The following is a 20,193-nucleotide window of genomic DNA, read 5'->3' as shown; positions in this document are numbered from 1 at the left end:
GCCGCACCTGTAAAGGGTGCGGCCTTTTTTCATTTCTTCAACCGCCGGGAAGCTTAGGGCTCTTGGTGCAGTATCTCGATCAACCTGCGCACGAACGGGCTCACCACGGCGTAACGGACCTCGACGCCGTCGCGGGTACCCTCTATGATCCCCTTGTTCTTCAAAAGCGCCAGGTGTTGGGAGACCGTCGCCTGCGGCAGCCCCAGGCACTCCCAGATGTGTTTGACGTTGCACTCCTGCGTGCAGAGTCCAGCCACTATTTTGAGGCGGATCGGGTGCCCGAGCACCTTCAGCATTTCCGCTTCCTTGCCATAATCCTTCGTCTTGTCGAATGCCACGTGTATCCTCCGGTAGATTCTTCTTGGGCTAATCTATATATACTGATGGGGCTTGTCAAGGAAAGCTTCTAGGAGCGGTAGATCCTTTTGCTGAAGTGGCAGGCGGCCCGGTGGCCGGGCTCCTTCTCCAAAAGCTCGGGGCGCTCCTCGCTGCAGATCGCCTCCGCATAGGGGCAGCGGGTATGGAAGGGGCACCCTGAGGGGGGGGAGAGCGGGGAGGGGAGTTCCCCGCGCGCTACGACGTGCCTGCTCTTTTTCTGCGGGTCGATGCTCGGTATGGCGCTTAACAGCGCCTCCGTGTAGGGGTGCAGCTGCTTCGACAGTACGTCGTCCCGGCTCCCGGACTCCACGATCCGTCCCAGGTACATGATGACTATCCGGTCGCTTAAGTGCCTCAACACCGAGAGATCGTGGGTGATGAAGAGAAACGACAGCCCCAGGTCCTTTTTCACTTCCTGGAGCAGGTTGATGATCTGAGCCTGGATCGAGAGGTCGAGCGCAGAAACGGGCTCGTCGGCGATGATGAGCCGGGGCGAAACAGCGAGAGCTCGCGCTATCCCGATGCGCTGGCGCTGGCCGCCGGAGAACTGGTGCGGGAAGCGCGAGAGCGCCTCCGGGGGAAGCCCCACCCGTTCCATCAGGCGGGCCACCCGCTCGCGCCGTTCGGAAGGGGTGCCGATGCCGTGGATGTCGAGCGGCTCCCCGATGATCTGTGCCACGCGCATCCTGGGGTTCAGCGAGGAGAAGGGGTCCTGGAAGATCATCTGCACTTCGCGGCGGTACTGGGCGAGCTCCTCCCTGTTCATGGCAAAGAGTTCGCGGCCGCCGTAGCGGATCGACCCCTCGCTAGGGGGGATGAGCCCGGTCAGAAGCCTAGCCACGGTGGACTTGCCGCAACCCGATTCCCCGGCAACCCCGAGCGTCTCGCCCGGGAAGATCTCGAGGTCGACGCCGGCTACGGCGGTCAACTCCCTTTTCTCAGCCAGGAAGCCGCCGCGCACCGGAAAGCGCTTGACCAGTTTTTCGGCCTGCAACAGGGGCGCGGTCATGGCGCTTTCAGGCAGCGGACCAAGTGGCCCGGGCCTGCCTCCTTCATCTCGATCATGTGTTTCGTGCAGCGCTCCTCGCCGATGGGGCAGCGCTCCCTGAAGGGGCAGCCGGTGAACTCGCCCTTTAAGTCCGGGACGTTTCCGGCGAAGGTGGCGAGCTTTTCGCCGGGCTTCCCGGACTCGGGGAGGGAGGCCAAGAGCCCACGGGTGTAGGGGTGCAGCGGGTTGGCGAAGAGATCCGCGGTGGGGGCGCTCTCGACGATCTCGCCGGCGTACATGATGGCGGTCCGGTCGGCGCGTTCGGCGACGATACCGAGGTTGTGCGTGATGAGGATCATCCCCATCCGGTGCTCCGCCATGAGCCGGTCCAAAAGCTCGAGGATCTGGGCCTGGATGGTGACGTCGAGCGCGGTGGTCGGTTCGTCGGCGATCACCAGTTCCGGCCTCAAGGCGAGCGCCATGGCGATCATGACCCGTTGCCGCATGCCGCCGCTTAGCTGGTGCGGGTAGTCCTTCATCCGCTCCATCGGGGCGGGTATGCCTACCTCGGAGAGGATCGCCGCCGCCTCGCGCTCGGCCTGCTTCTTGTCCAGCCCGCGGTGTACCCGGAGCCCCTCAGCCACCTGGTAGCCGATGGTGAAGACCGGGTTCAGCGAGGTCATGGGATCCTGGAACACCATGGCGATCCGGTTTCCCCTGATCTCCCGCATCCGGTCCTCGGAAAGATGCAGAAGCTCGATCCCCTTGAAGCGGATCGAGCCTGCCGTGATCCTACCCGGAGGGGGGACCAGGCGCAGCACCGAGGCCGCCGTGATGCTCTTGCCGCAGCCGGATTCCCCGACCAGGGCGAGGGTCTCCCCCGGCTCCATGGAGAGGTCGACCCCCCGCACGGCCCTGAGGACCCCGGACTTCTGCGCAAACTCGGTGCAGAGCCCTTCTATTTCAAGTAAAGGCGACAAAGGCACTCCCGTAGCCGGGCTTTCCCGTCAGGCGTCGCGGGAACCGGTATCGGCAAAAGTAAACTTTCTACAACTTGCCGTCAAGGGCCAACGGAGGTCAGGGGTCCGCCGGCAGGCTTGCCAGGGAAAGGAACCACGTTCAACCCCGGGGTTTCCTCGCGCTGCGGCAGGAAGTTGGGTGTCTTCAGGAGCTTGATGAAGATAGGGACCAGGGCGGGGTCGAACTGGGACCCGCTGTTTTCAGCCAGTTCCGCGATGGCGACCTCCAGCTTCAGCGCCTTGCGGTAGGGGCGGTCGGAGGTCATGGCGTCGAAGGCGTCGGCGATGGCGAGAATGCGCGACTCCAAAAGAAGCTCCTCGGCGCGCAGTCGGTTCGGGTAGCCGGTGCCGTCGTAGCGCTCGTGGTGCTGGCCGATGCAGAGCCTCACGTCGTAGAGAAACTCGATAGGTTCCAGGATCTTCATCCCGATGGTGGGGTGCTGCTGCAGCTCGGCCACATCCTCGCTGGTCAAGAGCGCCTCCTTGTGCAAAAGGGAGAGGTCGATCCCGATCTTGCCGATGTCGTGCAGGATGGCCGCACGCTCGATCACCTTGAGCCGGTTCTGCGGCAGTTCGAGCTTGCGCGCCAGGGCGAGCGAGAAGCGGGTGACCCGCTCGGAGTGGCCGCGGGTGTAGCTGTCGCTTGCCTCGATGGCGGAAACCAGCGCTTGGATGGTGTTCAAGTAGGTCTTTTGCTGCTCGTCGTAGAGCATCGCGTTTTTGATGGCGATGGAGGCTTGCGCTGCGATGGTTGACAAAAGCTCCAGTTCCTCGTGGTTGTAGACCGTGTTGTCCAGCTTGTTGACCACGGCGAGGGTGCCGATCATCTCGTCCTTCACCATGAGCGGCGCGCAGATCAGGGTCTTGCGCTCGAAGCCCAAGGGGCTGACCGGATCGAACTCCGGCATCTGCGCGATGTCGGTGATGAGCAAAGGCTTGCAGTTCTGGATCACCCAGCTGGAGACGCTGGAGGGCTTCATCGGCACGCGCATCGCCTGGACGTTGGGGTTTCTGTGCCCGACCAGGTTGATCACCTTCAGGTCGCCGTGGAGCGCGTCGTAAAGGATGATGTATCCCACCTGGGCCTGCAGGGTGTCCATAGTGGTCTTCACCACCAGCTGGTACAGGTCCTCGACCTCGATGGTCGAGTTGATGGCGAGCCCGAGCCGGTACAGGGTGGAGAGTTTCGCCACCGCCTTCTCCAGGTTGGTGTTCTTGTCCTCCAACTCCCCCGCAAGGTCCGCGATCTTGTAGTTCGCCTCCTCGATCTCCTCGATCCGCTCCTCCAGGTTCACGTTCAGGTTCTCGATCTCGCGGATCTGCTCCTCGAGCCTGCCGTTCAACTGGTGGGTCTCGCGGTGGAAGGCGAGCTTCTCCTGCGCCCGTGCCAGCTCCCGCTCATGCGCCACGGTGGATTCCATCAAGGAGGCGAGGGTCCTTACCATGTGGTTGAAGCTCTTGGCGAGAGTCTGCATCTCAAGGCTTGAGGTGAGGTTGATCTCCTGGCGGAAATCGCCACCCTCCACCTGCTGCATGCAGCGGATCAGCCTGCGGATCGGCTTCTCGACGTAGATGACCAGGAAGATGAAGATGGTGGCCACGGTCAAAAGGACCAGGAGCAGACTGGAGAAGACGGCCAGGTCCCTTTCGCGGGAGATGAAGCCGTTCATGTAGTCGAGGGAGAGCTTGATTTCCAGAAGCCCCAGGCTTTCCTTGCCGGCCGGGTGGCATCTGAAGCACTGGGGGGCGTTGAAGATACGGGCGTAGGAGACGAAGACCCCTTGGGAAGGGAAAAGGGTCATGTTGCGCGACTGCGATTGCTTCTCGCCCAGCTCGGGGATCTTGCTCCCGACCTCGGCGCGGTCAGCCGAGATGAGGATCTTTCCCTCTGCGTCGACGATCCTGATGGATTTGACGAACTCCCTGGACTTGATCCGCTCGAAGATGCTCCCCACTTCGTCGGAGCGGCCGGAGAGCATCGCGTTCGCCACGCTGCTTTTGATGGTTTCGATCAGTACCGAGGTGTTCCGGTTGGCGATCTCGTGCAGCATTTCCTTTTGCTGCTGGAAATTGAGGTAGGCGACAGACGAGATGATGAGCACCAGTATCAGGGCCACCAAGGTTAGGATCTTCATCTTTAGGGAGTTGAACATATATATCCGGACTTCTTGGTTGAACGCTAAATGACCAGTCTCATCAGCGATATAGCCTGTTTTTGCGTTTCTGGCAACAGTTATTTCCCTCTCCGGGTCCCGCTGGGAGGGCGAAAAGAGTGGCCAGTTCGCAGCTTTAGCCGCCCCTGGCACGACGGTGGAGCTGCCGGGGCGGGTCGCCGCGGCGCTCTAATGAGAAAGCAAGCAATTCACTTGCCAATCCGCGCTCCAGGCCGTTTCGTTAGAACGATAAAATTATTGACTTTGCCGGTGATTCCATGGTTTATATCTAGGGCTTTTCACGGTGGGGTAAACAGCTGTTGTATACGGAAAATATGAGTCTCTTTAGGGCGTTGATCATACTGGTAATTTGCCTCGCGGCCGGCGGCAGCGTGGCGGCGATGCGTCCGGAGACGGTCAGGGTCGCCCTCTCCAAGGGTGTCGATAGCGTCAGGATCGACGGCTCCGGCGTCCTTCTGACGGACGGCCGCGGCGAACCTCTCGACCTGGAAATGCCCCTTGAGGTGAAAAGATCTTTTAGCGGCGTGTCGGTCAACGGCAAGAGCGTCGACCGCCTGATCGCCGTGGCTCCCGGCAGGCTCAGCGTCAACGGCAAGGGTTACCGCGCTGTAGTGGAAGTGAGCCCCGCGCAGAAGGGGCTTTTGGTGGTGAACGACCTGCCGCTGGAGGAGTACCTGGTTGGCCTCATCAACTGCGAGATCTCCTCGGCCTGGCCCATGGAGGCCGTGAAGGCGCAGGCGGTGATCGCCCGTTCCTACGCCGTTTACCAGATGCAGGCCAGGCGCGGGGCTCCCTACCAGCTGGAGTCGAGCGTCATGGACCAGGTCTACGAGGGGGCGGATGTCGAGGACAGCCGTGCTGCCAGAGGCGTCGAGGAGACCGCCGGCCAGGTGCTCACCTACGAAGGCAAGACCATCCAGGCCTTCTACCATTCCAACTGCGCCGGGCACACCGAGAATTCCAAAAACGTCTGGGGGATGTCGATCCCGTATTTGCAGGGAGTCGCCTGCCTTTACTGCGGCGAGTCCAACCCCATCAAGTGGGAACTGAAGCTCCCCCTGAAGAAGGTTGAGTCTGCGCTCCGTGCGGCGGGGTACCAGGTGGCGGGGATAAGGGAGTGCCGGGTGCGCGGCAGAAACGATAGCGGGCGCGTGCAGGACGTCTTGGTCGACTCCTCCCGCAGCAAGGTAGCAGTCCCAGGCGTCGCCTTCAGGAAGGCGCTCGGCTACGGCGCCGTGAAGAGCACCAACTTCGAGCTGCGCCAATCGGGTGACGAGCTTTTGGTCGTCGGTTCGGGTTCGGGCCACGGCGTGGGGCTCTGCCAGTGGGGCGCCAAGGGGCGCGCCATCGAGGGGTTCGATTACCGCGAGATACTCAGTTACTACTATCCGGGCGTGAAGCTTGCGGGCGGGTACGGTCGATAGCATGTTTCTTTCCGATTTCGATTACGAACTTCCACCGGAGCTGATAGCGCAGCACCCGGCGAGCCGCAGGGACGCCTCCAGGCTTTTGACCCTTGACCGCTTAAGCGGCGCCATCGGCGAGGCAACCGTGGCCTCTATCGCCGCGCAGTTCCTCCCGGGCGATCTCCTGGTCTTGAACGACACCCGGGTCATCCCGGCGAGGCTGCACGGTCATAAGGAATCGGGGGGGGCTGTAGAGATCTTCCTGGTGCGCCGGGTCGCAGGGGAACCGGAGTGCTGGAGTTGCCTGATCAAGGCCTCCAAGAGTCCCAAAAACGGTTGCCGAGTGGTGTTTCCCGGCGGGGTGACCGCCACGGTGCTAGAGCGCGACGGCGGCGACTGGCGGGTCCTCTTCGAGGGGAGCGACGACTTCATGGCATGGCTGGAGCAAACCGGCAGCATGCCGCTTCCACCCTACATCAAGCGGGCCCCCGAAGGTGAGGACCTGGAGCGTTACCAGACAGTGTTCGCGCGCGAGAAGGGTGCCGTAGCCGCCCCGACAGCCGGGCTGCACTTCACCCCGGCGATCCTGGACGAGATCAGGGGGCGCGGCGTCGAGATCGTCTCCGTCACCCTGCATGTGGGGCTTGGGACCTTCATGCCGATCCGGGTGGAGGACCTCTCCGAGCACACCATGCACCGGGAGCTTTACCGGATCCCGCAGGAAACCGCCGCCGCGATCCGCCGCACCAAGGAGCGGGGGGGTAGGGTGGTGGCCCTGGGAACCACCTCGCTCAGGGCGCTGGAGCATGCGGCGGCCTCAGGGGAAGTAGCAGCCGGCGAGCGCGAAGCGGATATTTTTATCCTTCCCGGTTACCGGTTTAGGGTTGTCGACGCGTTGATAACAAATTTTCATCTCCCCAAATCGACTCTCTTTATGCTAGTGTGCGCATTCGCCGGGAAGGAGGCGATGCTGGAAGCCTACCGCGAGGCGGTTTCCCGGCGCTTCAGGTTCTTCAGCTACGGCGACGCCATGTTCATCGGTTAACGGAACTCTTCCCCACAGAGGGAAGCACTCCAACCCTTGCCCCCTCGCGCCGGGGGAGGGGGGAGTAAAACGAATACAAGCAGCAAACGGGATATTTTTGGCAGCTATCAGCTTCGAACTCATAAAGAAGGACCCGGGCTCTCTGGCCCGCCTAGGCTCTCTGACAACAACGCACGGCAGCATCCAGACCCCGATCTTCATGCCGGTCGGCACGCAGGCGACGGTAAAGGCGATGACGCCCGAGGAACTGGTCGAGGTAGGCTCCCAGATCATCCTCGCCAACACCTACCATCTGTACCTGCGCCCCGGCCATGAACTGATCGCGCGCCTGGGCGGCCTGCACCGCTTCATGCACTGGGACCGTCCTATGCTCACCGACTCCGGCGGCTTCCAGGTCTTTTCCCTGGGGGAATTGAGGAAGATCTCCGAGGAGGGGGTCAACTTCCGCTCCCACATCGACGGCTCCCGGCACTTCATCTCGCCCGAGGTCTCCATCGCCATCCAGGAGGCGCTGGGCGCCGACATAGCCATGTGCTTCGACGAATGCCCCCCGTATCCGGCCGAGTATTCCTACGTGCAGAAGTCTTTGGAACTCACCACCCGCTGGGCGCAGCGCTGCAAAAACGCGCACCAAAGGCCGGACCAGGCCCTTTTCGGCATCGTCCAGGGGGGGATGCACCCCGAGCTTAGGCGGGAGAGCGCCAAGCAGATCACCGACATCGGTTTCGACGGCTATGCCCTGGGGGGGCTCTCCGTCGGCGAGGAGAAGGAGGTCATGCACCGTATGATGCATGAATGCTCCGACATCCTCCCCGAGAACTCCCCGCGCTACATCATGGGGATCGGCGCACCCGAGGACCTGGTGGAGGCGGTGAACGCCGGCTTCGACATGTTCGACTGCGTCATGCCGACCAGAAACGCGAGAAACGGCGCGCTCTTCACCAGTTTCGGCAGGATCAACATCAAGGCGGCCGTCTTCGCGGAGGACCAGTCCCCGATAGACCCCGCCTGCAGCTGCTACGTCTGCAGGAACTACAGCAGGGCGTATCTGCGCCATCTGTACCGCAGCCAGGAGATACTGGCCTCCCGGCTGAACAGCTGGCACAACCTGCACTACTTCCTCGATCTGATGGCGCAGATGCGCGCCGCCATCGGGCGCGGCGAGTTCTCAAGCTTCAGGAAGGATTTCTACGCGGCGAGGAGTCAGCAATTGTAGTTCAACAAGAAACGAGAAAGGCCCTCCCCCTCCCTTGACGGGCCTGCGCGCCGAAGCGCTACGGCTCGCGAAGGCGGGAGGGGGCCAGAGCTTTATCGCCATTTGCTATGAAAAGAAGGATGTAATTCAAATCCAGGAGGTAACACATGTTTGGTGTGGCGGTTGCAAATGCGGCTCAGGACGCGGGCGCGCAGGCAGGAGGGATGATGGCGCAATTCCAGGGGTTGATCCCGCTGGTATTCATGTTCGCCATTTTCTACTTTCTGCTGATCAGACCCCAGCAGAAGAAGGCCAAGGAACACAGAGCGCTTTTGGACGCCCTGAAAAAAGGGGACCAGGTAGTGACCGCCGGCGGCATGCACGGCAAGGTGACGGCCCTCGACGACCAGGTGGTGACCCTGGAGATTGCCCCCGGCGTCAACGTCAGGATCAACAAGGGTTACATTGCATCTATCAAGCAGGACTAGTGCACTGATCCAATTTTTCCGAAAGGAGCTTTTCCCATGAAGGGTTATACCTGGCGCATCTCTTTAATTCTCGTCTTTATCATCGCCTCGTTCGTCTACCTGACGCCGACGCTTGTCGACACGCTCCCCTCCTGGTGGAGCGGGCTGCTCCCCAAGGACAAGATCCACCTGGGTCTCGACCTGCAGGGGGGTACCCATCTGGTAATGGGGGTCGAAACCGAGAAGGCCGTCGAAGGGTCGCTTGACCTGATCGCGACCGACCTGGAAGACTCGCTTACCCAGCAGAACCTCCGCTACAAGAGCATCGCCCGCGTCGGCAACGACAAGGTGCAGCTCACCCTGTACGATCGCAGCAGCGCCGACACAGCACAGGCGCTGATCAAGAAGAAGTACCCCGACATGCAGACCCTCCCCGCTACCGATGAAGGGGGCTTCATCGGGATGCAGGTCCGCATCAACGAGAAAGAGGCACAGGTGCGCAAAGACCGCGCCGTGGCCCAGGCCCTTGAGACCATCAGGAACAGGATCGACCAGTTCGGCGTCTCCGAGCCGGTGATCCAGCGCGAGGGGCTGACCAACATCGTGGTGCAGCTCCCGGGCATCAAGGATCCCAAGCGCGCCATCGACCTGATCGGCAAGACCGCCCGCCTGGAGTTCAAGCTGGTGGACGAGACCATCAACGCCGCCACCGCCACCGCTTCCGGCCTTCCGGCGGACGACGAGCTCCTCTACGAGAAGAAGACGGACGCGACGACCGGCGCGGTCTCCGAGACCCCGATTGTGGTCAAGAGGAAGGCGATCATCACCGGCGACCTCCTGACCGATGCCCAGATCCGCATCGACTCCCAGTACAACCAGCCCTACGTCGCCATCGACTTCAACTCGACCGGCGCCCGGCTCTTCGACCAGGTGACCGCGGCCAACGTCGGCAAGCGTTTCGCCATCGTGCTCGACAACAACGTCTACTCCGCCCCCGTGATCCGCGAGAGGATCTCCGGCGGCAGCGCCCAGATCTCCGGTTCCTTCACCGAGAAGGAAGCGGCCGACCTCGCCATCGTTTTGCGCGCAGGTTCGCTCCCCGCGCCGGTCAAGATCCTGCAGAACGTAACGGTAGGACCTTCCCTGGGTAAGGACTCGATCCACAAGGGGCTCATGGCCGGTCTCATCGGCGTTTTGCTGGTGGTCGGCTTCATGGCGATCTACTACAAGATTTGCGGCATGGTCGCCAACTTCGGGATGGTGCTCAACATCCTCTTCCTGATGGGTGCTCTCTCCGCGCTGGGCGCTACGCTCACCCTCCCGGGCATCGCCGCTATCGTCCTTCTGGTAGGCATGTCGGTCGACTCCAACGTCCTCATCTTCGAGAGGATCAGGGAGGAGCTGCGGCTCGGCAAGACGCCGCACGCGGCGCTCGACTCCGGCTACGACAAGGCGTTTCTCACCATCATGGACTCGCACGTGACCGCCCTGATCACCGCGGCAGTGCTCTTCCAGTTCGGCACCGGCCCGGTCAAGGGGTTCGCGGTCTCCCTGAGCCTCGGTATCATCATCAACCTTTTCACGTCGCTCGTCTCCACCAAGGTCATCTTTGACGCCTACCTGGAGCGTGCCCACGTGAAGAGACTCAGCATATAAGGGGGAGACCAATGGAACTTCTGAGAAATACCAACATAGATTTCATGGGGTTGAGGAAGATCTCCTTCATCATCTCCGGCATCGTCGCCATCGTCGGCATCCTCGGCGTCATCGCCATCGGGCGCGGCACGGCCAACATGGGGATCGACTTCTCCGGCGGCATCGCCATGCAGGTGAAATTCAACCAGCCGGTGACCACGCAGGGCGTGCGCGACGCGCTTAGCAAGGGTGGCATCCACGAAGTCGAGCTCCAGGAGATTACCGGCGGCAACCAGATCCTGGTCAAGATGCACAAATCCGAGAAGTCGGCGCAAAACGTCGAGGACGCGCTCAAACAGAATCTGGCCGGCAATGCCTTCACCGTGGAAAGCTCCACCGAGATCGGCCCCTCCATCGGTGAGAAACTGAAAAAGGACACCCTGATCGCCGTGGCGCTCTCGATGCTCGGGATCATCCTCTACATCGCCTGGCGCTTCGACTTCAAGTTCGGTGTGGGCGCCGTCGTCGCCACCATGCACGACGTTCTCGCCATGATCGCGGTCTTCTACGTGCTGCACAAGGAGGTCAACATCCTCCTGATCACAGCGGTCCTCACCATTGCCGGCTACTCGCTGACCGACACCGTCGTCGTCTTCGACCGTATCCGCGAGAACATGCACAAAAGCCTCAAGGATCCGATGTTCGTCATCTTCAACCGGAGCATCAACGAGACGCTTTCGCGTACCATCATCACCTCGGTCACCACTTTCCTGTCTGCTGTTTCCCTCTACCTCTTCGGCGGCGAGGTAATTAACGACTTCGCCTTTGCGCTCGTAATCGGCGTGCTGGTGGCAACCTATTCATCCATTTTCGTCGCCAGCCCGATCGTCGCGCTCTGGGAGAAATCTTCGGAAACGCCGGAAGCGAAGGCGGCCTAAGGAGGCATCGTGAGCAAGGAAAATTTACTCACCGTAGCAGTGGCTCTGATCGTCGGCATGCTCGGCGGCTACATCATCTTCAACGTGGCCGGCAACAAGAACCTTCCTTCCAACGCGGCTGTGCCGCAGGGAACAGGTTCCCCGACCGATTACCAGCGGCGCATCGTCGAGGCCGAGAAGATCGTGGCTCAGGACCCGAAAAACCTGCAGGCATGGTCCCAGCTCGGCAACGACTACTTCGACACCGACCAGCCCCAAAAGGCGGTCAACGCCTACGGGAAGGTGCTGGAGCTCGATCCCAACAACGTGAACGTCATGACCGACCAGGGGATCATGTACCGCAAGATCGGCTGGTACGACAAGGCGATCGCCAACTTCGAGAAGGCTCAAGCCATCGACCCCAAGCATCTGCAAAGCCTATACAACCTGGGCGTGGTCTACTACATGGACCTGAAGCAGTACGACAAGGCCAAGGCGGTCTGGACCAAGTATCTGCAGTTCGACTCCACGAGCCCCACCGCCCAGCAGATCAAGAACGACATGGCGAACCTGACCCAGATGCCTGGGAGCTTCAAGAAGTAGGCGATAAGGACCAAGAAGAAAACCCGCTCCGGCGGGTTTTTTTTTGCTCGTCTCAGTCACCTCGCGCCTGGAGGCACAGGCGACGCATAAGAGGACAGGCACCTTCGGCTGAAGGGGGACAGGCACCTGCGGAGCCTGTCCCCCTCGGCGAATATTTACACATTAAGTTCGCGCCCCCCAGGTCCTTATGCTATTATTCCCCCTGGCTTAAGGCCTGCTCACTCGCGGGTCCGCGGCACCACGGAGTTCCGATGCAACCAATCACCCACAAAATCTGGAGGCCGCGCGAGGCTGATCCCGGCGTCGTGGACGCGCTCACCCGTTGCGGTTTCCCGGCTCTTTTGGCGCGGCTTCTGGCCAACCGCGGCATCGACGGGGAGACAGGGGCGAAGGCCTACCTGTCGCCGGTACTTTCCGGTCTGGAAAACCCCTTGCTGATGAAGGGGATGGCAGAGGCGGTTGAGCGGCTCGCGCTGGCGCGCACACGCAGCGAGCGTGTTTGCGTGCACGGGGACTACGACGTGGACGGGGTAACCGCCTCCGCCCTTTTGATCAGCTTTTTCCGGGCCGTCGGCATCGACTGCTTTCCCTACATCCCGAAGCGCTTGACCGAGGGGTACGGCCTCTCCCCGCAGGGTGTCGCCGCTGCGGCCAAGGGTGGGGCGACGGTGCTGGTCACCGTGGACTGCGGCATCACCTCGATCGACGAGGGGCTCCTTTGCCGCCAAAGCGGCATCGATCTCATCGTTACCGACCACCACGCACCTGGCGAGCGGCTCCCCGAGGCCCTCGCCGTGATCAACCCGCTGCAGCCCGGCTGCCGTTTCCCGTTCAAGTCGCTTGCCGGCGTCGGGGTTGCCTTTCACCTTCTGATCGCGCTCCGCGCGAGACTGCGCGCCGACAACTGTTTCACTGCCGGAGAACCCGACCTCAAGGAGTATCTCGACCTGGTGGCGCTTGGCACCGTGGCGGACGTGGTGCCGCTATTGGGCGCGAACCGCATCCTGGTGAGCTACGGCCTGAAGCAGCTGTCGGCCGGGTCCCGGGTCGGTATCGCGGCGCTCAAGGAAGTGGCCGGCGTTACCGGGGAGGTCGGCTGCGGCGCCGTCGGTTTCCGGCTCGCGCCGCGCATAAACGCGGCCGGGCGCCTGGAGGACGCGGCGCTCGGGCTGGAGCTCCTTTTAACCGGCGACCGCGACCGTGCCCGCGAGATCGCGGCTCTCCTCGACGACAGCAACGGCGAGCGCCAGGCGCTGGAGCGAGCCACACTCGAAGAGGCGCGCGCCATGCTGGAGCAGGGGGCCTGCCGGGGGAGAAAGAGCATCGTCCTTGGCTCCGACCTCTGGCACCCGGGGGTGATCGGCATCGTCGCTTCCCGCATCGTCGAACTCTTCCACCGCCCGGTGATCCTCTTCGCTTTCGAGGGTGGGACCGGAAGGGGATCGGGGCGCAGCATCTCGCGGTTCCACCTGTTGGAAGCCATCCGCAGCTGCGGCCAGCACCTGCTCCGCTTCGGGGGGGCACAGCCACGCTGCGGGGCTTTCCATAGCCGAGGAGGCACTGGACTCTTTCAGCTTGAGCTTCGAGGAGGCGGCCCAGGCGCTCGACGATGAGGCCCTTACCCCCACCTTGGCCTACGACCTGGAACTCCTCCCGGGTGCGGTGGACGAGGCGCTCGTTTCCGAGCTGGAGCGGATGAAGCCGTTCGGCATGGGGAACCCCGAGCCGCTCTTCCTGATGAAAGGGGTGCGCGTGGAGGATTGCCGGGTTCTGAAGGGGGGGCATTTGAAGCTCAAGGTGGTGCACGGCGGGCGCGCCTTCGATGCGATCGCTTTCGGTCTTGCCGACAAGGGGGGGGCGCAGCGCGTCGACCTGGTCTGCTCCCCCGGGATCAACGTCTGGAACGGCAAAAAGAGCCTGCAATTGACCGTAAAGGATCTGCGCGAGGTGCATGAGTGCTGAGAGGGGAGCGCTTCAACAAGGCCGACCGCGCCATCAGGATCGGCTTCTGGCTCAACGCCGTGCTCATGGTCATGAAGCTGGCCGCCGGCCATTACGGCGACTCCGAGGCGGTCTTCGCCGACGGCGTCGAAAGCGCCTGTGACTTCATAGCGATCGGGATGACCCTGGTCGCGCTCAAGCTCGGGCGCAAGCCCTACGACGAAGACCACCCCTACGGCCACGGCAAGGCGGAAAGCCTCTCGGCCATCTTCGTCTCCGTCATCATCGGCGCTACCGGCGCCTGGATCCTCTACGGCTCCATCTCCACCATGGTGCACGGGACCTATCCCAAGCCCGCTTTGATCGCAGTCCTGGCTGCCGCGGTGACCATCGTTATCAAGGAACTCCTCTACCGCTACTCGGTGCGGGTGGGTCGCTCCCTGGGGAGCCCGGCGCTCTTGGCCATCGCCAAGGACCACAGAAAAGACGCCGTCACCTCGGTCGCCACCCTGATCGGCGTCAGTTTCGCCTACTTCGGCGCCTCCGTCATGGATCCCATCGCCGCCGGAATCACCTCCTTCTTCATCTTCAGCATCGGCTACCAGACCTTCCGCTCCTCGGCCCACGAACTGATGGACGGCCAACCCGAGCAGGAACTTTTGCGCGCCATAACGCTTTTGGCCGAGAGGGTGGAGGGGGTCGACCAGGTGCACGAAATAAGGGCCAGGCACTCGGGGCAGTTCCTCATCGTCGATCTGAAGCTGGACATGGACCCCGAGATGACGGTGAAGCGCTCGCATGCCATAGCCACCCAGGTGAAGGAGGAGATTTTCGACCAGTTCAACAACGTAGGCGACGTGATGATACACATAAACCCTTCCGACGAGCCGCACGAGGATCTTAACCGCCTCTAGAGCCTTTCTATCAGTCATCCCCACCGGTTTCTCAATCAATTAAGATTTACCCAAACAACTTTCTTGACACAGAGTCCGCTTAGGTAGTATTACGATCAGTCGGATTGTGAATACATTGTTATCTTTTGGAGGGGAGATGAAGAAAAAAGTATGTAGCGCGCTGGCGCTGTTGCTCCTGGGAGTGATATTCGCCGCTTCCACCGCCTTCGCAGCCAAGGTTGCGACCGTAGATATCCCGGTAAAGGCTGAGCTTTATGCCACCGCGCCGGCTCCGCTGACCCCCGACCAGTGCGCCCAGTGCCACACCTCGGTCTTCGGCGCATTGAAAAACGCAGGTGGGAGGCACCGCTTCGACTGCCAGCAGTGCCACAAGACCTTCCACGCGTACAACCCGAAGAAGGGGAACTACGACGAGATCATGCCCAAGTGCGCTTCGTGCCACACCGAAATTCACGGGCCTGCCAACAAGGACTGCTCCGCCTGCCACAACCCGCACAGCCCCGGCAAGGTAGCCATGACCCCGAGGCTCACCAACACCTGCGCCACCTGCCACCCGGCGCAGAAGGAAGAGCTGGTCAAGTTCCCCAGCAAGCACAGCAAGGTTTCCTGCGACAGGTGCCACACCTCGCACGGCTACATCCCCAGCTGCTTCAACTGCCACAAGCCGCACTACAAGGATCAGCCCATCGAGACCTGCGGCAAGTGCCACCCGGTTCACCAGCCGAAGAGCATCCATTACCCGACCAGCGAGCCGGCACAGACCTGCGGCTCCTGCCACGGCAAGATCTTCGAAAAGTGGAAGAAGACCCCGAGCAAGCATGCCAAGGTCAACTGCGCGACTTGCCACAGGGACAAGCACGGCTACGTGCCGCAGTGCACCGAGTGCCACAAGGCGCCGCATCCGAAGTCGATCCTGGATCGCTTCCCGAAATGCCTCGGCTGCCACCTCGACGTGCATGACCTCCCCAGCATGAAGTAAGGGGGCTGGCCACAGCCAAAGCAGCAAAAAGAGGCCCCGGGGCATGTTCCCGGGGCCTCTTTTATCTTCTCCCTCCTCAAGTACCCCTGTACCATGCCGATAAGTGACTCACGTCACATTATTTTCACGTCCGCTCCTGTATCGTAGCCGCAAGTCGATCACCTCACTCGGTGTTCTTCTTGCAGGGCATGACTGAAAGATCTTCTCGAAGGGTTACGCCGCTGCCGGCGACACAGACACAGAACATACAAGGAAGCACGTGCGCGCTATCATCCTGATACTCATGCTGTTCCCGTTGCTGGTTCCCCAGGATCTCCTCGCCGCAGTGGAGCCCATTCCCCCGGGGCTGGTCTCCAACATAGACCTGTTGCTGGAAAGGGCCATGTCCGAGAAACTCATCGTCGGCGGAGTCGTGGTGGTCGGCAATCATGAAGGGATATTGGCTACGGCCTCCCGCGGTCAGCTCAATTCCGACCCTGGCGCCGAGCCGATCACGGATCGCACCGTGTTCGACCTCGCCTCCCTCACCAAGGTGGTGGCCACAACCCCTGCCGTCATCAAGCTCCTCGACGAGGGTAAGATCAGCCTGACCGACCCGGTTTCCCGCTGGTTCCCCGAATTTGCCGGCTCTCAGCTCACCGTGCTGCACCTCTTGACCCACACCTCCGGCCTTGCCGACTTCCAGATCGGCTCCATCCAGGGGGCGATCCGCAAGGCCGCGGCGCAACTGGCCCGCAAGAGCCCGGGTACCTCTTTCGACTACGCCGACATCAATTTCATACTCCTGGGCGAACTGGTGCACAGGGTTTCCGGCGAGACGCTGGACCTCTTTTGCAAGGAGCAGATCTACGAGCCTTTGGGGGCCAAGGCGACCCAGTTCCTCCCGCCGGCAGGGCTCGTTCCCGAGATCGCCCCCACCTCCGGCAACCGCGGCGGAGTGGTGCAGGATGAGAACGCGAGGCGCCTCGGGGGGGTGGCAGGGCACGCCGGCGTGTTCAGCTCGGCGCACGATCTCTCCCGCTATGCGCGGCTATTGCTTGGCAAGGGGACCCTGGACGGAAAGCGCATCCTGTCCGAGCAGGTGGTCGCCCAGATGATCACTCCCTACCTCTGCAACAACGGGCGCGTAAAGCGCGGCCTGGGATGGGACATCTCCTCTCCCTTCTCGGCCCCGAAAGGGAACTTTTTCTCCGACGCCTCCTTCGGACACACAGGTTACAGCGGCTCCTCCATCTGGATCGATCCCGAGCAGGACCTCTTCGTGATCATGCTGACCAGAAGGTCGGATTACCACAACGTAAAAAATTTCAACCAGTTGCGCAGGGATGTCTCCACCTACGCCTCCGCAGATTTCAGGTCGCCAGGAAGCGGCGAGGCGCAGCCCGTGCCCGTGGCGGAACTGCCGCAGATCAAGAACCGCGTGCTGGTGGCGTCCGCGGCCGAGGCGATCGAAATCCCGGTCCGGCGCAGCAAGGTATCCGCACGCTCCAAGTGGGGCGTCGACCGGCGAGCCGCCAAGTGCGAAACCAAGAAGAAGGACCGGCACCTAGCCAAGGCGCGCTCCGGCCACAGGAACAGCCGCATCGCCAAGCTGGCCAAGAACGAGTCAGGGAAGAAGCGGCGCCTCGCCAAGAGCTAGCGGCCGCTCTCCCGGTAAATTTATGCCGACATAGGCGTTGCCTGCTGGTCCTATCTGTGTTACTTTTACCCTCCGTTAAAAAACACCTATTGAACCTGGGGCTTCGTCGTCAGTAGTATTTTCCACATCGACGCCCCTGCTTCAGTCACCCCTCGAAGGCTTCCTGACAACAATGACCTTCTCCTCCTTAAGAGCATCCGTACCTCTTTTAAAACGCCTCTTCCTTGCACTGTTGCTGGTCCTGCCCGCCTACCAAACCTGCCAGGGCCAGACGCTCTACGAGCATTCCAGCGAACTTCTGGCGGCAAGGGCACGGCAGGTCCTTCCTGACGACTACAGCTTCGTGGTCATGGGCGACAGCCGCGACGGTGAACGCACTTTTTTGCAGGTGCTGGCATTGGCGCGCTCCTACAGCCCTCTATTCATCCTGCATGCCGGCGACTACTCCAACAAGGGAAGCGAGGCTGAAACCGCCAACTTCCTGTCGCTGTTGCGGCGGAGCGTACCCGAGCTCCCGGTGTTCGTCGTGGTCGGGAATCACGAGGAGCGCGAAGTCTTTGCGAAAGAGGTAGGGCCGTTAAACTTCACGCTCGATATCGCCAGGCTCGGTCTCAGGCTGGTGGCGCTCGACAACGCTGACAGCGCGCTGCGCCCAGCCGAGCAGGAGCGCCTGCGCCGCGAAATCGCCTCCGGCCCGGCCACCGTTTTCGTTTCCATGCACGTCCCCCCTCAGACCGAGCGCTGGCGCGGGCACACTTTCACCCAAGGAGTTGAGCAACTCGAAAAGACCCTGGCGGGAAGCAGGGTGCAGGGACTCTTCTTCGCCCATTCCCACCTGTACGACCGCTCCGAGTTCGCCGGCATCCCCGCCTTCATCACCGGCGGCGCCGGCGCTCCCCTGGTCTGGTTCACCCGCCACGGGGTACCGGTCAACCACATCCTGTTGGTGCGGGTGAAAAAGGGTAGGGCGAGTTACCGGATGGTGCCGCTTAAGGGGTGACTTTTACTGCCGCTGGAGAAGAGGGAAAGGCGATGGACCATGAACTGCTGGCGGAGTGCTACCGCGAGGCGCTGGCGCTTTTGCGGGAAAATTCCACGCCGGCCGGCATCCTTGCCTCGGGGAGGAACCAGAGGTCCGAGGGGCGCAACTATACCAGCATCTTCGGCCGCGACGCTTCCATCTGCGCTTTGGGGATGGCGGTGTCGGGAGACGAGGAGTTGCGGCGCATAGCGGCAGAGGGGCTTCTGACCCTGGCCCGGTACCAGGCCGGCAACGGCCAGATACCGAAGTACGTGAAGCCGGAGCTGGGGGAGGCTGACTTCTGGTACTCCGGCTGCATCGACGCCACCTTGTGGTGGCTCATCGCCATTCGCTTCGTGGACCGCGTTCTTCCCGAAGGTGGGCTTGGAGCGCGGCTCGCCCCTCAGACCGACCTCGCCCTTTCCTGGCTCCAGTGCCAGGAACACCAGGTCTGGCGCCTGCTGCAGCAGCTGGACGCAAGCGACTGGGCCGACATCATGCCGCGGGCGGGTTACGTCCTCTACACCAACGTCCTTTGGTACTGGACCAAGACCCTCTACGGCCTCCCCTGCGCGGCAGAGACGAAAGAGTACCTGAACACGCTCCTTTCCCCCTTTGGCCGAGTGGTCCCTACACACAAGCGCGCCCGCCTGCTGGTCCACTACATCCGCAACCGCTGCAAGCCTTCCCCCTTTTATCTCAGCTTCGTCAACTTCTCCGACTGGGGCGAGGAGATCGACATCTTCGGAAACATCATGGCGCACCTGCTCGGGGTGAGCCCCCCCTCCACCGGCGACAAGGCGGTCGAAGCGATCTTGGCCCTGAAGGCGAACCAGCCGCACCCCGTCAGGGTGGTGGGAGACCCGATCCGGCCCGGCTCCAGGCTTTGGCGCCCCTACATGCAGCGCCACCGGCAGAACCTCGCCTGGCAGTACCATAACGGCGGCGCCTGGCCCTTCGTCGGGGGATTCTGGGTGCTGCTCCTGGCGCGCCTGGGGCGGACCAGGCAGGCGTGGTCCGAGCTGGAGAAGCTGGCCCGCTCCAACCGGGTGAACGGTTGGGAATTCAACGAATGGTTCCAGGGGGAGACGGGCGAGCCTATGGGCATGCCCCGGCAGTCCTGGAACGCCTCTCTCTACGTCCTCGCCTACCGCACCCTCGCCGACGGCACGCGCTACCTCCCCTGAACCCTCGCCGCGATCCTTAATAATTTTCTAGGAGAGGGTGGCTTTTCCTCCAGGTCATGATTATTATTGTGCTCATGATAATCAAGGAGGATGAAAACATGAAAAGACCGATCCTAATGATACTGGCCCTGCTGACGCTCCTGGGGCTTTCCGGTTGCGGCTACAACACGATGCAGGCCAAGGAGGAGGCGGTTTTCGCAGCCTGGGGGGATGTGGAGGCCTCATACCAAAGGCGCGCCGACCTGGTGCCTAACCTGGTCGAGGTGGTGAAGGGATATGCGAAGCACGAAGCCGAGACCCTTACCGCTGTCACGGAGGCCCGGGCCAAGGTGGGGTCGGTTCAGGTGACCCGCGACGCCGTCAACAGCCAGCAGGCGATGCAAAATTTCCAGCAGGCGCAGTCGCAGCTTTCCGGCGCCCTGTCCCGGCTGATGGTGGTCGTGGAGCGCTACCCCGACCTCAAGGCCAACCAGAATTTCATGGACCTGCAGAACCAGCTGGAGGGGACCGAAAACCGCATTAACGTGGCGCGGGTGCGCTACAACCAGTCGGTGCAGGATTTCAACACCACCATACGCAGCTTCCCCAATTCGCTCACCAACTCAGTCCTGTTGCACCTCGCACGCAAAGAGCCGTTCAAGGCCGAAGAGGGGGCCAAGACGGCCCCGAAGATCAAGTTCTAGAC

At 62.0% G+C, this 20,193-nt stretch carries 19 protein-coding genes; 15 read left to right on the top strand and 4 right to left on the bottom strand.

From position 1 onward, the window contains the following. Window positions 1-53: 53 nt before the first annotated feature. The 4 genes from GBEM_RS12200 to GBEM_RS12185 form a co-directional block, all read right to left on the bottom strand. Entirely contained in the window at window positions 54-338 is a 285-nt protein-coding gene (locus tag GBEM_RS12200) for an ArsR/SmtB family transcription factor (protein ID WP_012530872.1), read from the bottom strand. Window positions 339-406: 68 nt separating this feature from the next. Continuing rightward, entirely contained in the window at window positions 407-1,387 is a 981-nt protein-coding gene (locus GBEM_RS12195) for an ABC transporter ATP-binding protein (protein WP_012530871.1), read from the bottom strand. Further along, complete coding sequence (locus tag GBEM_RS12190) at window positions 1,384-2,346, bottom strand: ABC transporter ATP-binding protein (RefSeq protein WP_012530870.1); 963 nt, start codon at window positions 2,344-2,346, stop codon at window positions 1,384-1,386. The genes GBEM_RS12195 and GBEM_RS12190 overlap by 4 nt, the downstream gene beginning before the upstream one ends. Before the next feature lie 80 nt (window positions 2,347-2,426). Continuing rightward, window positions 2,427-4,538: an HD domain-containing phosphohydrolase gene (locus tag GBEM_RS12185; protein WP_012530869.1), complete on the bottom strand. Its 2,112-nt coding sequence runs from the start codon at window positions 4,536-4,538 to the stop codon at window positions 2,427-2,429. A 335-nt stretch (window positions 4,539-4,873) separates the two neighbouring features. Here GBEM_RS12185 and GBEM_RS12180 point away from each other — a divergent pair, with 335 nt between their 5' ends. From GBEM_RS12180 to GBEM_RS12115, 15 genes are all read left to right on the top strand, one after another. Continuing rightward, window positions 4,874-5,983, top strand: coding sequence for a SpoIID/LytB domain-containing protein (locus GBEM_RS12180; RefSeq protein WP_012530868.1), 1,110 nt, complete (start codon window positions 4,874-4,876; stop codon window positions 5,981-5,983). A gap of 1 nt (window position 5,984) precedes the next feature. Continuing rightward, window positions 5,985-7,010: a tRNA preQ1(34) S-adenosylmethionine ribosyltransferase-isomerase QueA gene (queA, locus tag GBEM_RS12175; protein ID WP_012530867.1), complete on the top strand. Its 1,026-nt coding sequence runs from the start codon at window positions 5,985-5,987 to the stop codon at window positions 7,008-7,010. 97 nt (window positions 7,011-7,107) lie between these two features. Then, window positions 7,108-8,226, top strand: coding sequence for a tRNA guanosine(34) transglycosylase Tgt (gene tgt, locus GBEM_RS12170; protein ID WP_012530866.1), 1,119 nt, complete (start codon window positions 7,108-7,110; stop codon window positions 8,224-8,226). Between the two features lie 146 nt (window positions 8,227-8,372). Further along, a complete protein-coding gene (gene yajC / locus GBEM_RS12165; protein ID WP_012530865.1) occupies window positions 8,373-8,693 on the top strand; it encodes a preprotein translocase subunit YajC in 321 nt (106 codons plus the stop codon). 36 nt (window positions 8,694-8,729) lie between these two features. After that, window positions 8,730-10,328, top strand: a complete 1,599-nt coding sequence (secD, locus tag GBEM_RS12160; protein WP_012530864.1) for a protein translocase subunit SecD — start codon at window positions 8,730-8,732, stop codon at window positions 10,326-10,328. Window positions 10,329-10,339: 11 nt separating this feature from the next. Continuing rightward, window positions 10,340-11,245, top strand: coding sequence for a protein translocase subunit SecF (gene secF / locus GBEM_RS12155; RefSeq protein WP_012530863.1), 906 nt, complete (start codon window positions 10,340-10,342; stop codon window positions 11,243-11,245). A 9-nt stretch (window positions 11,246-11,254) separates the two neighbouring features. Next, the gene (locus tag GBEM_RS12150; RefSeq protein ID WP_012530862.1) at window positions 11,255-11,827 is read left to right on the top strand and encodes a tetratricopeptide repeat protein; all 573 of its coding nucleotides are present in this window, start codon (window positions 11,255-11,257) and stop codon (window positions 11,825-11,827) included. Window positions 11,828-12,078: 251 nt separating this feature from the next. Beyond that, the gene (recJ, locus tag GBEM_RS12145; protein WP_226373859.1) at window positions 12,079-13,440 is read left to right on the top strand and encodes a single-stranded-DNA-specific exonuclease RecJ; all 1,362 of its coding nucleotides are present in this window, start codon (window positions 12,079-12,081) and stop codon (window positions 13,438-13,440) included. Beyond that, window positions 13,403-13,789, top strand: coding sequence for a hypothetical protein (locus GBEM_RS22195; RefSeq protein WP_226373858.1), 387 nt, complete (start codon window positions 13,403-13,405; stop codon window positions 13,787-13,789). Before recJ ends, GBEM_RS22195 begins: the two co-directional genes overlap by 38 nt. After that, window positions 13,783-14,682 (top strand): cation diffusion facilitator family transporter, encoded by a 900-nt coding sequence (locus GBEM_RS12140; RefSeq protein WP_012530860.1) that lies wholly within the window; start codon window positions 13,783-13,785, stop codon window positions 14,680-14,682. Before GBEM_RS22195 ends, GBEM_RS12140 begins: the two co-directional genes overlap by 7 nt. A 136-nt stretch (window positions 14,683-14,818) precedes the next feature. Further along, the gene (locus GBEM_RS12135; protein WP_012530859.1) at window positions 14,819-15,661 is read left to right on the top strand and encodes a cytochrome c3 family protein; all 843 of its coding nucleotides are present in this window, start codon (window positions 14,819-14,821) and stop codon (window positions 15,659-15,661) included. Window positions 15,662-15,920: 259 nt separating this feature from the next. After that, a complete protein-coding gene (locus GBEM_RS12130; protein WP_012530858.1) occupies window positions 15,921-17,300 on the top strand; it encodes a serine hydrolase domain-containing protein in 1,380 nt (459 codons plus the stop codon). Window positions 17,301-17,532: 232 nt separating this feature from the next. Next, a complete protein-coding gene (locus GBEM_RS12125) occupies window positions 17,533-18,300 on the top strand; it encodes a metallophosphoesterase family protein (RefSeq protein ID WP_226373857.1) in 768 nt (255 codons plus the stop codon). 32 nt (window positions 18,301-18,332) lie between these two features. Next, entirely contained in the window at window positions 18,333-19,508 is a 1,176-nt protein-coding gene (locus GBEM_RS12120) for a glycoside hydrolase 100 family protein (protein ID WP_012530856.1), read from the top strand. A gap of 98 nt (window positions 19,509-19,606) precedes the next feature. After that, a complete protein-coding gene (locus GBEM_RS12115; RefSeq protein WP_012530855.1) occupies window positions 19,607-20,191 on the top strand; it encodes a LemA family protein in 585 nt (194 codons plus the stop codon). Window positions 20,192-20,193: the final 2 nt, after the last annotated feature.

The sequence above is a fragment of the Citrifermentans bemidjiense Bem genome, from assembly GCF_000020725.1.
GTDB lineage: Bacteria > Desulfobacterota > Desulfuromonadia > Geobacterales > Geobacteraceae > Geomonas > Geomonas bemidjiensis.
This window is presented reverse-complemented; position numbering and strand designations above follow the sequence as displayed.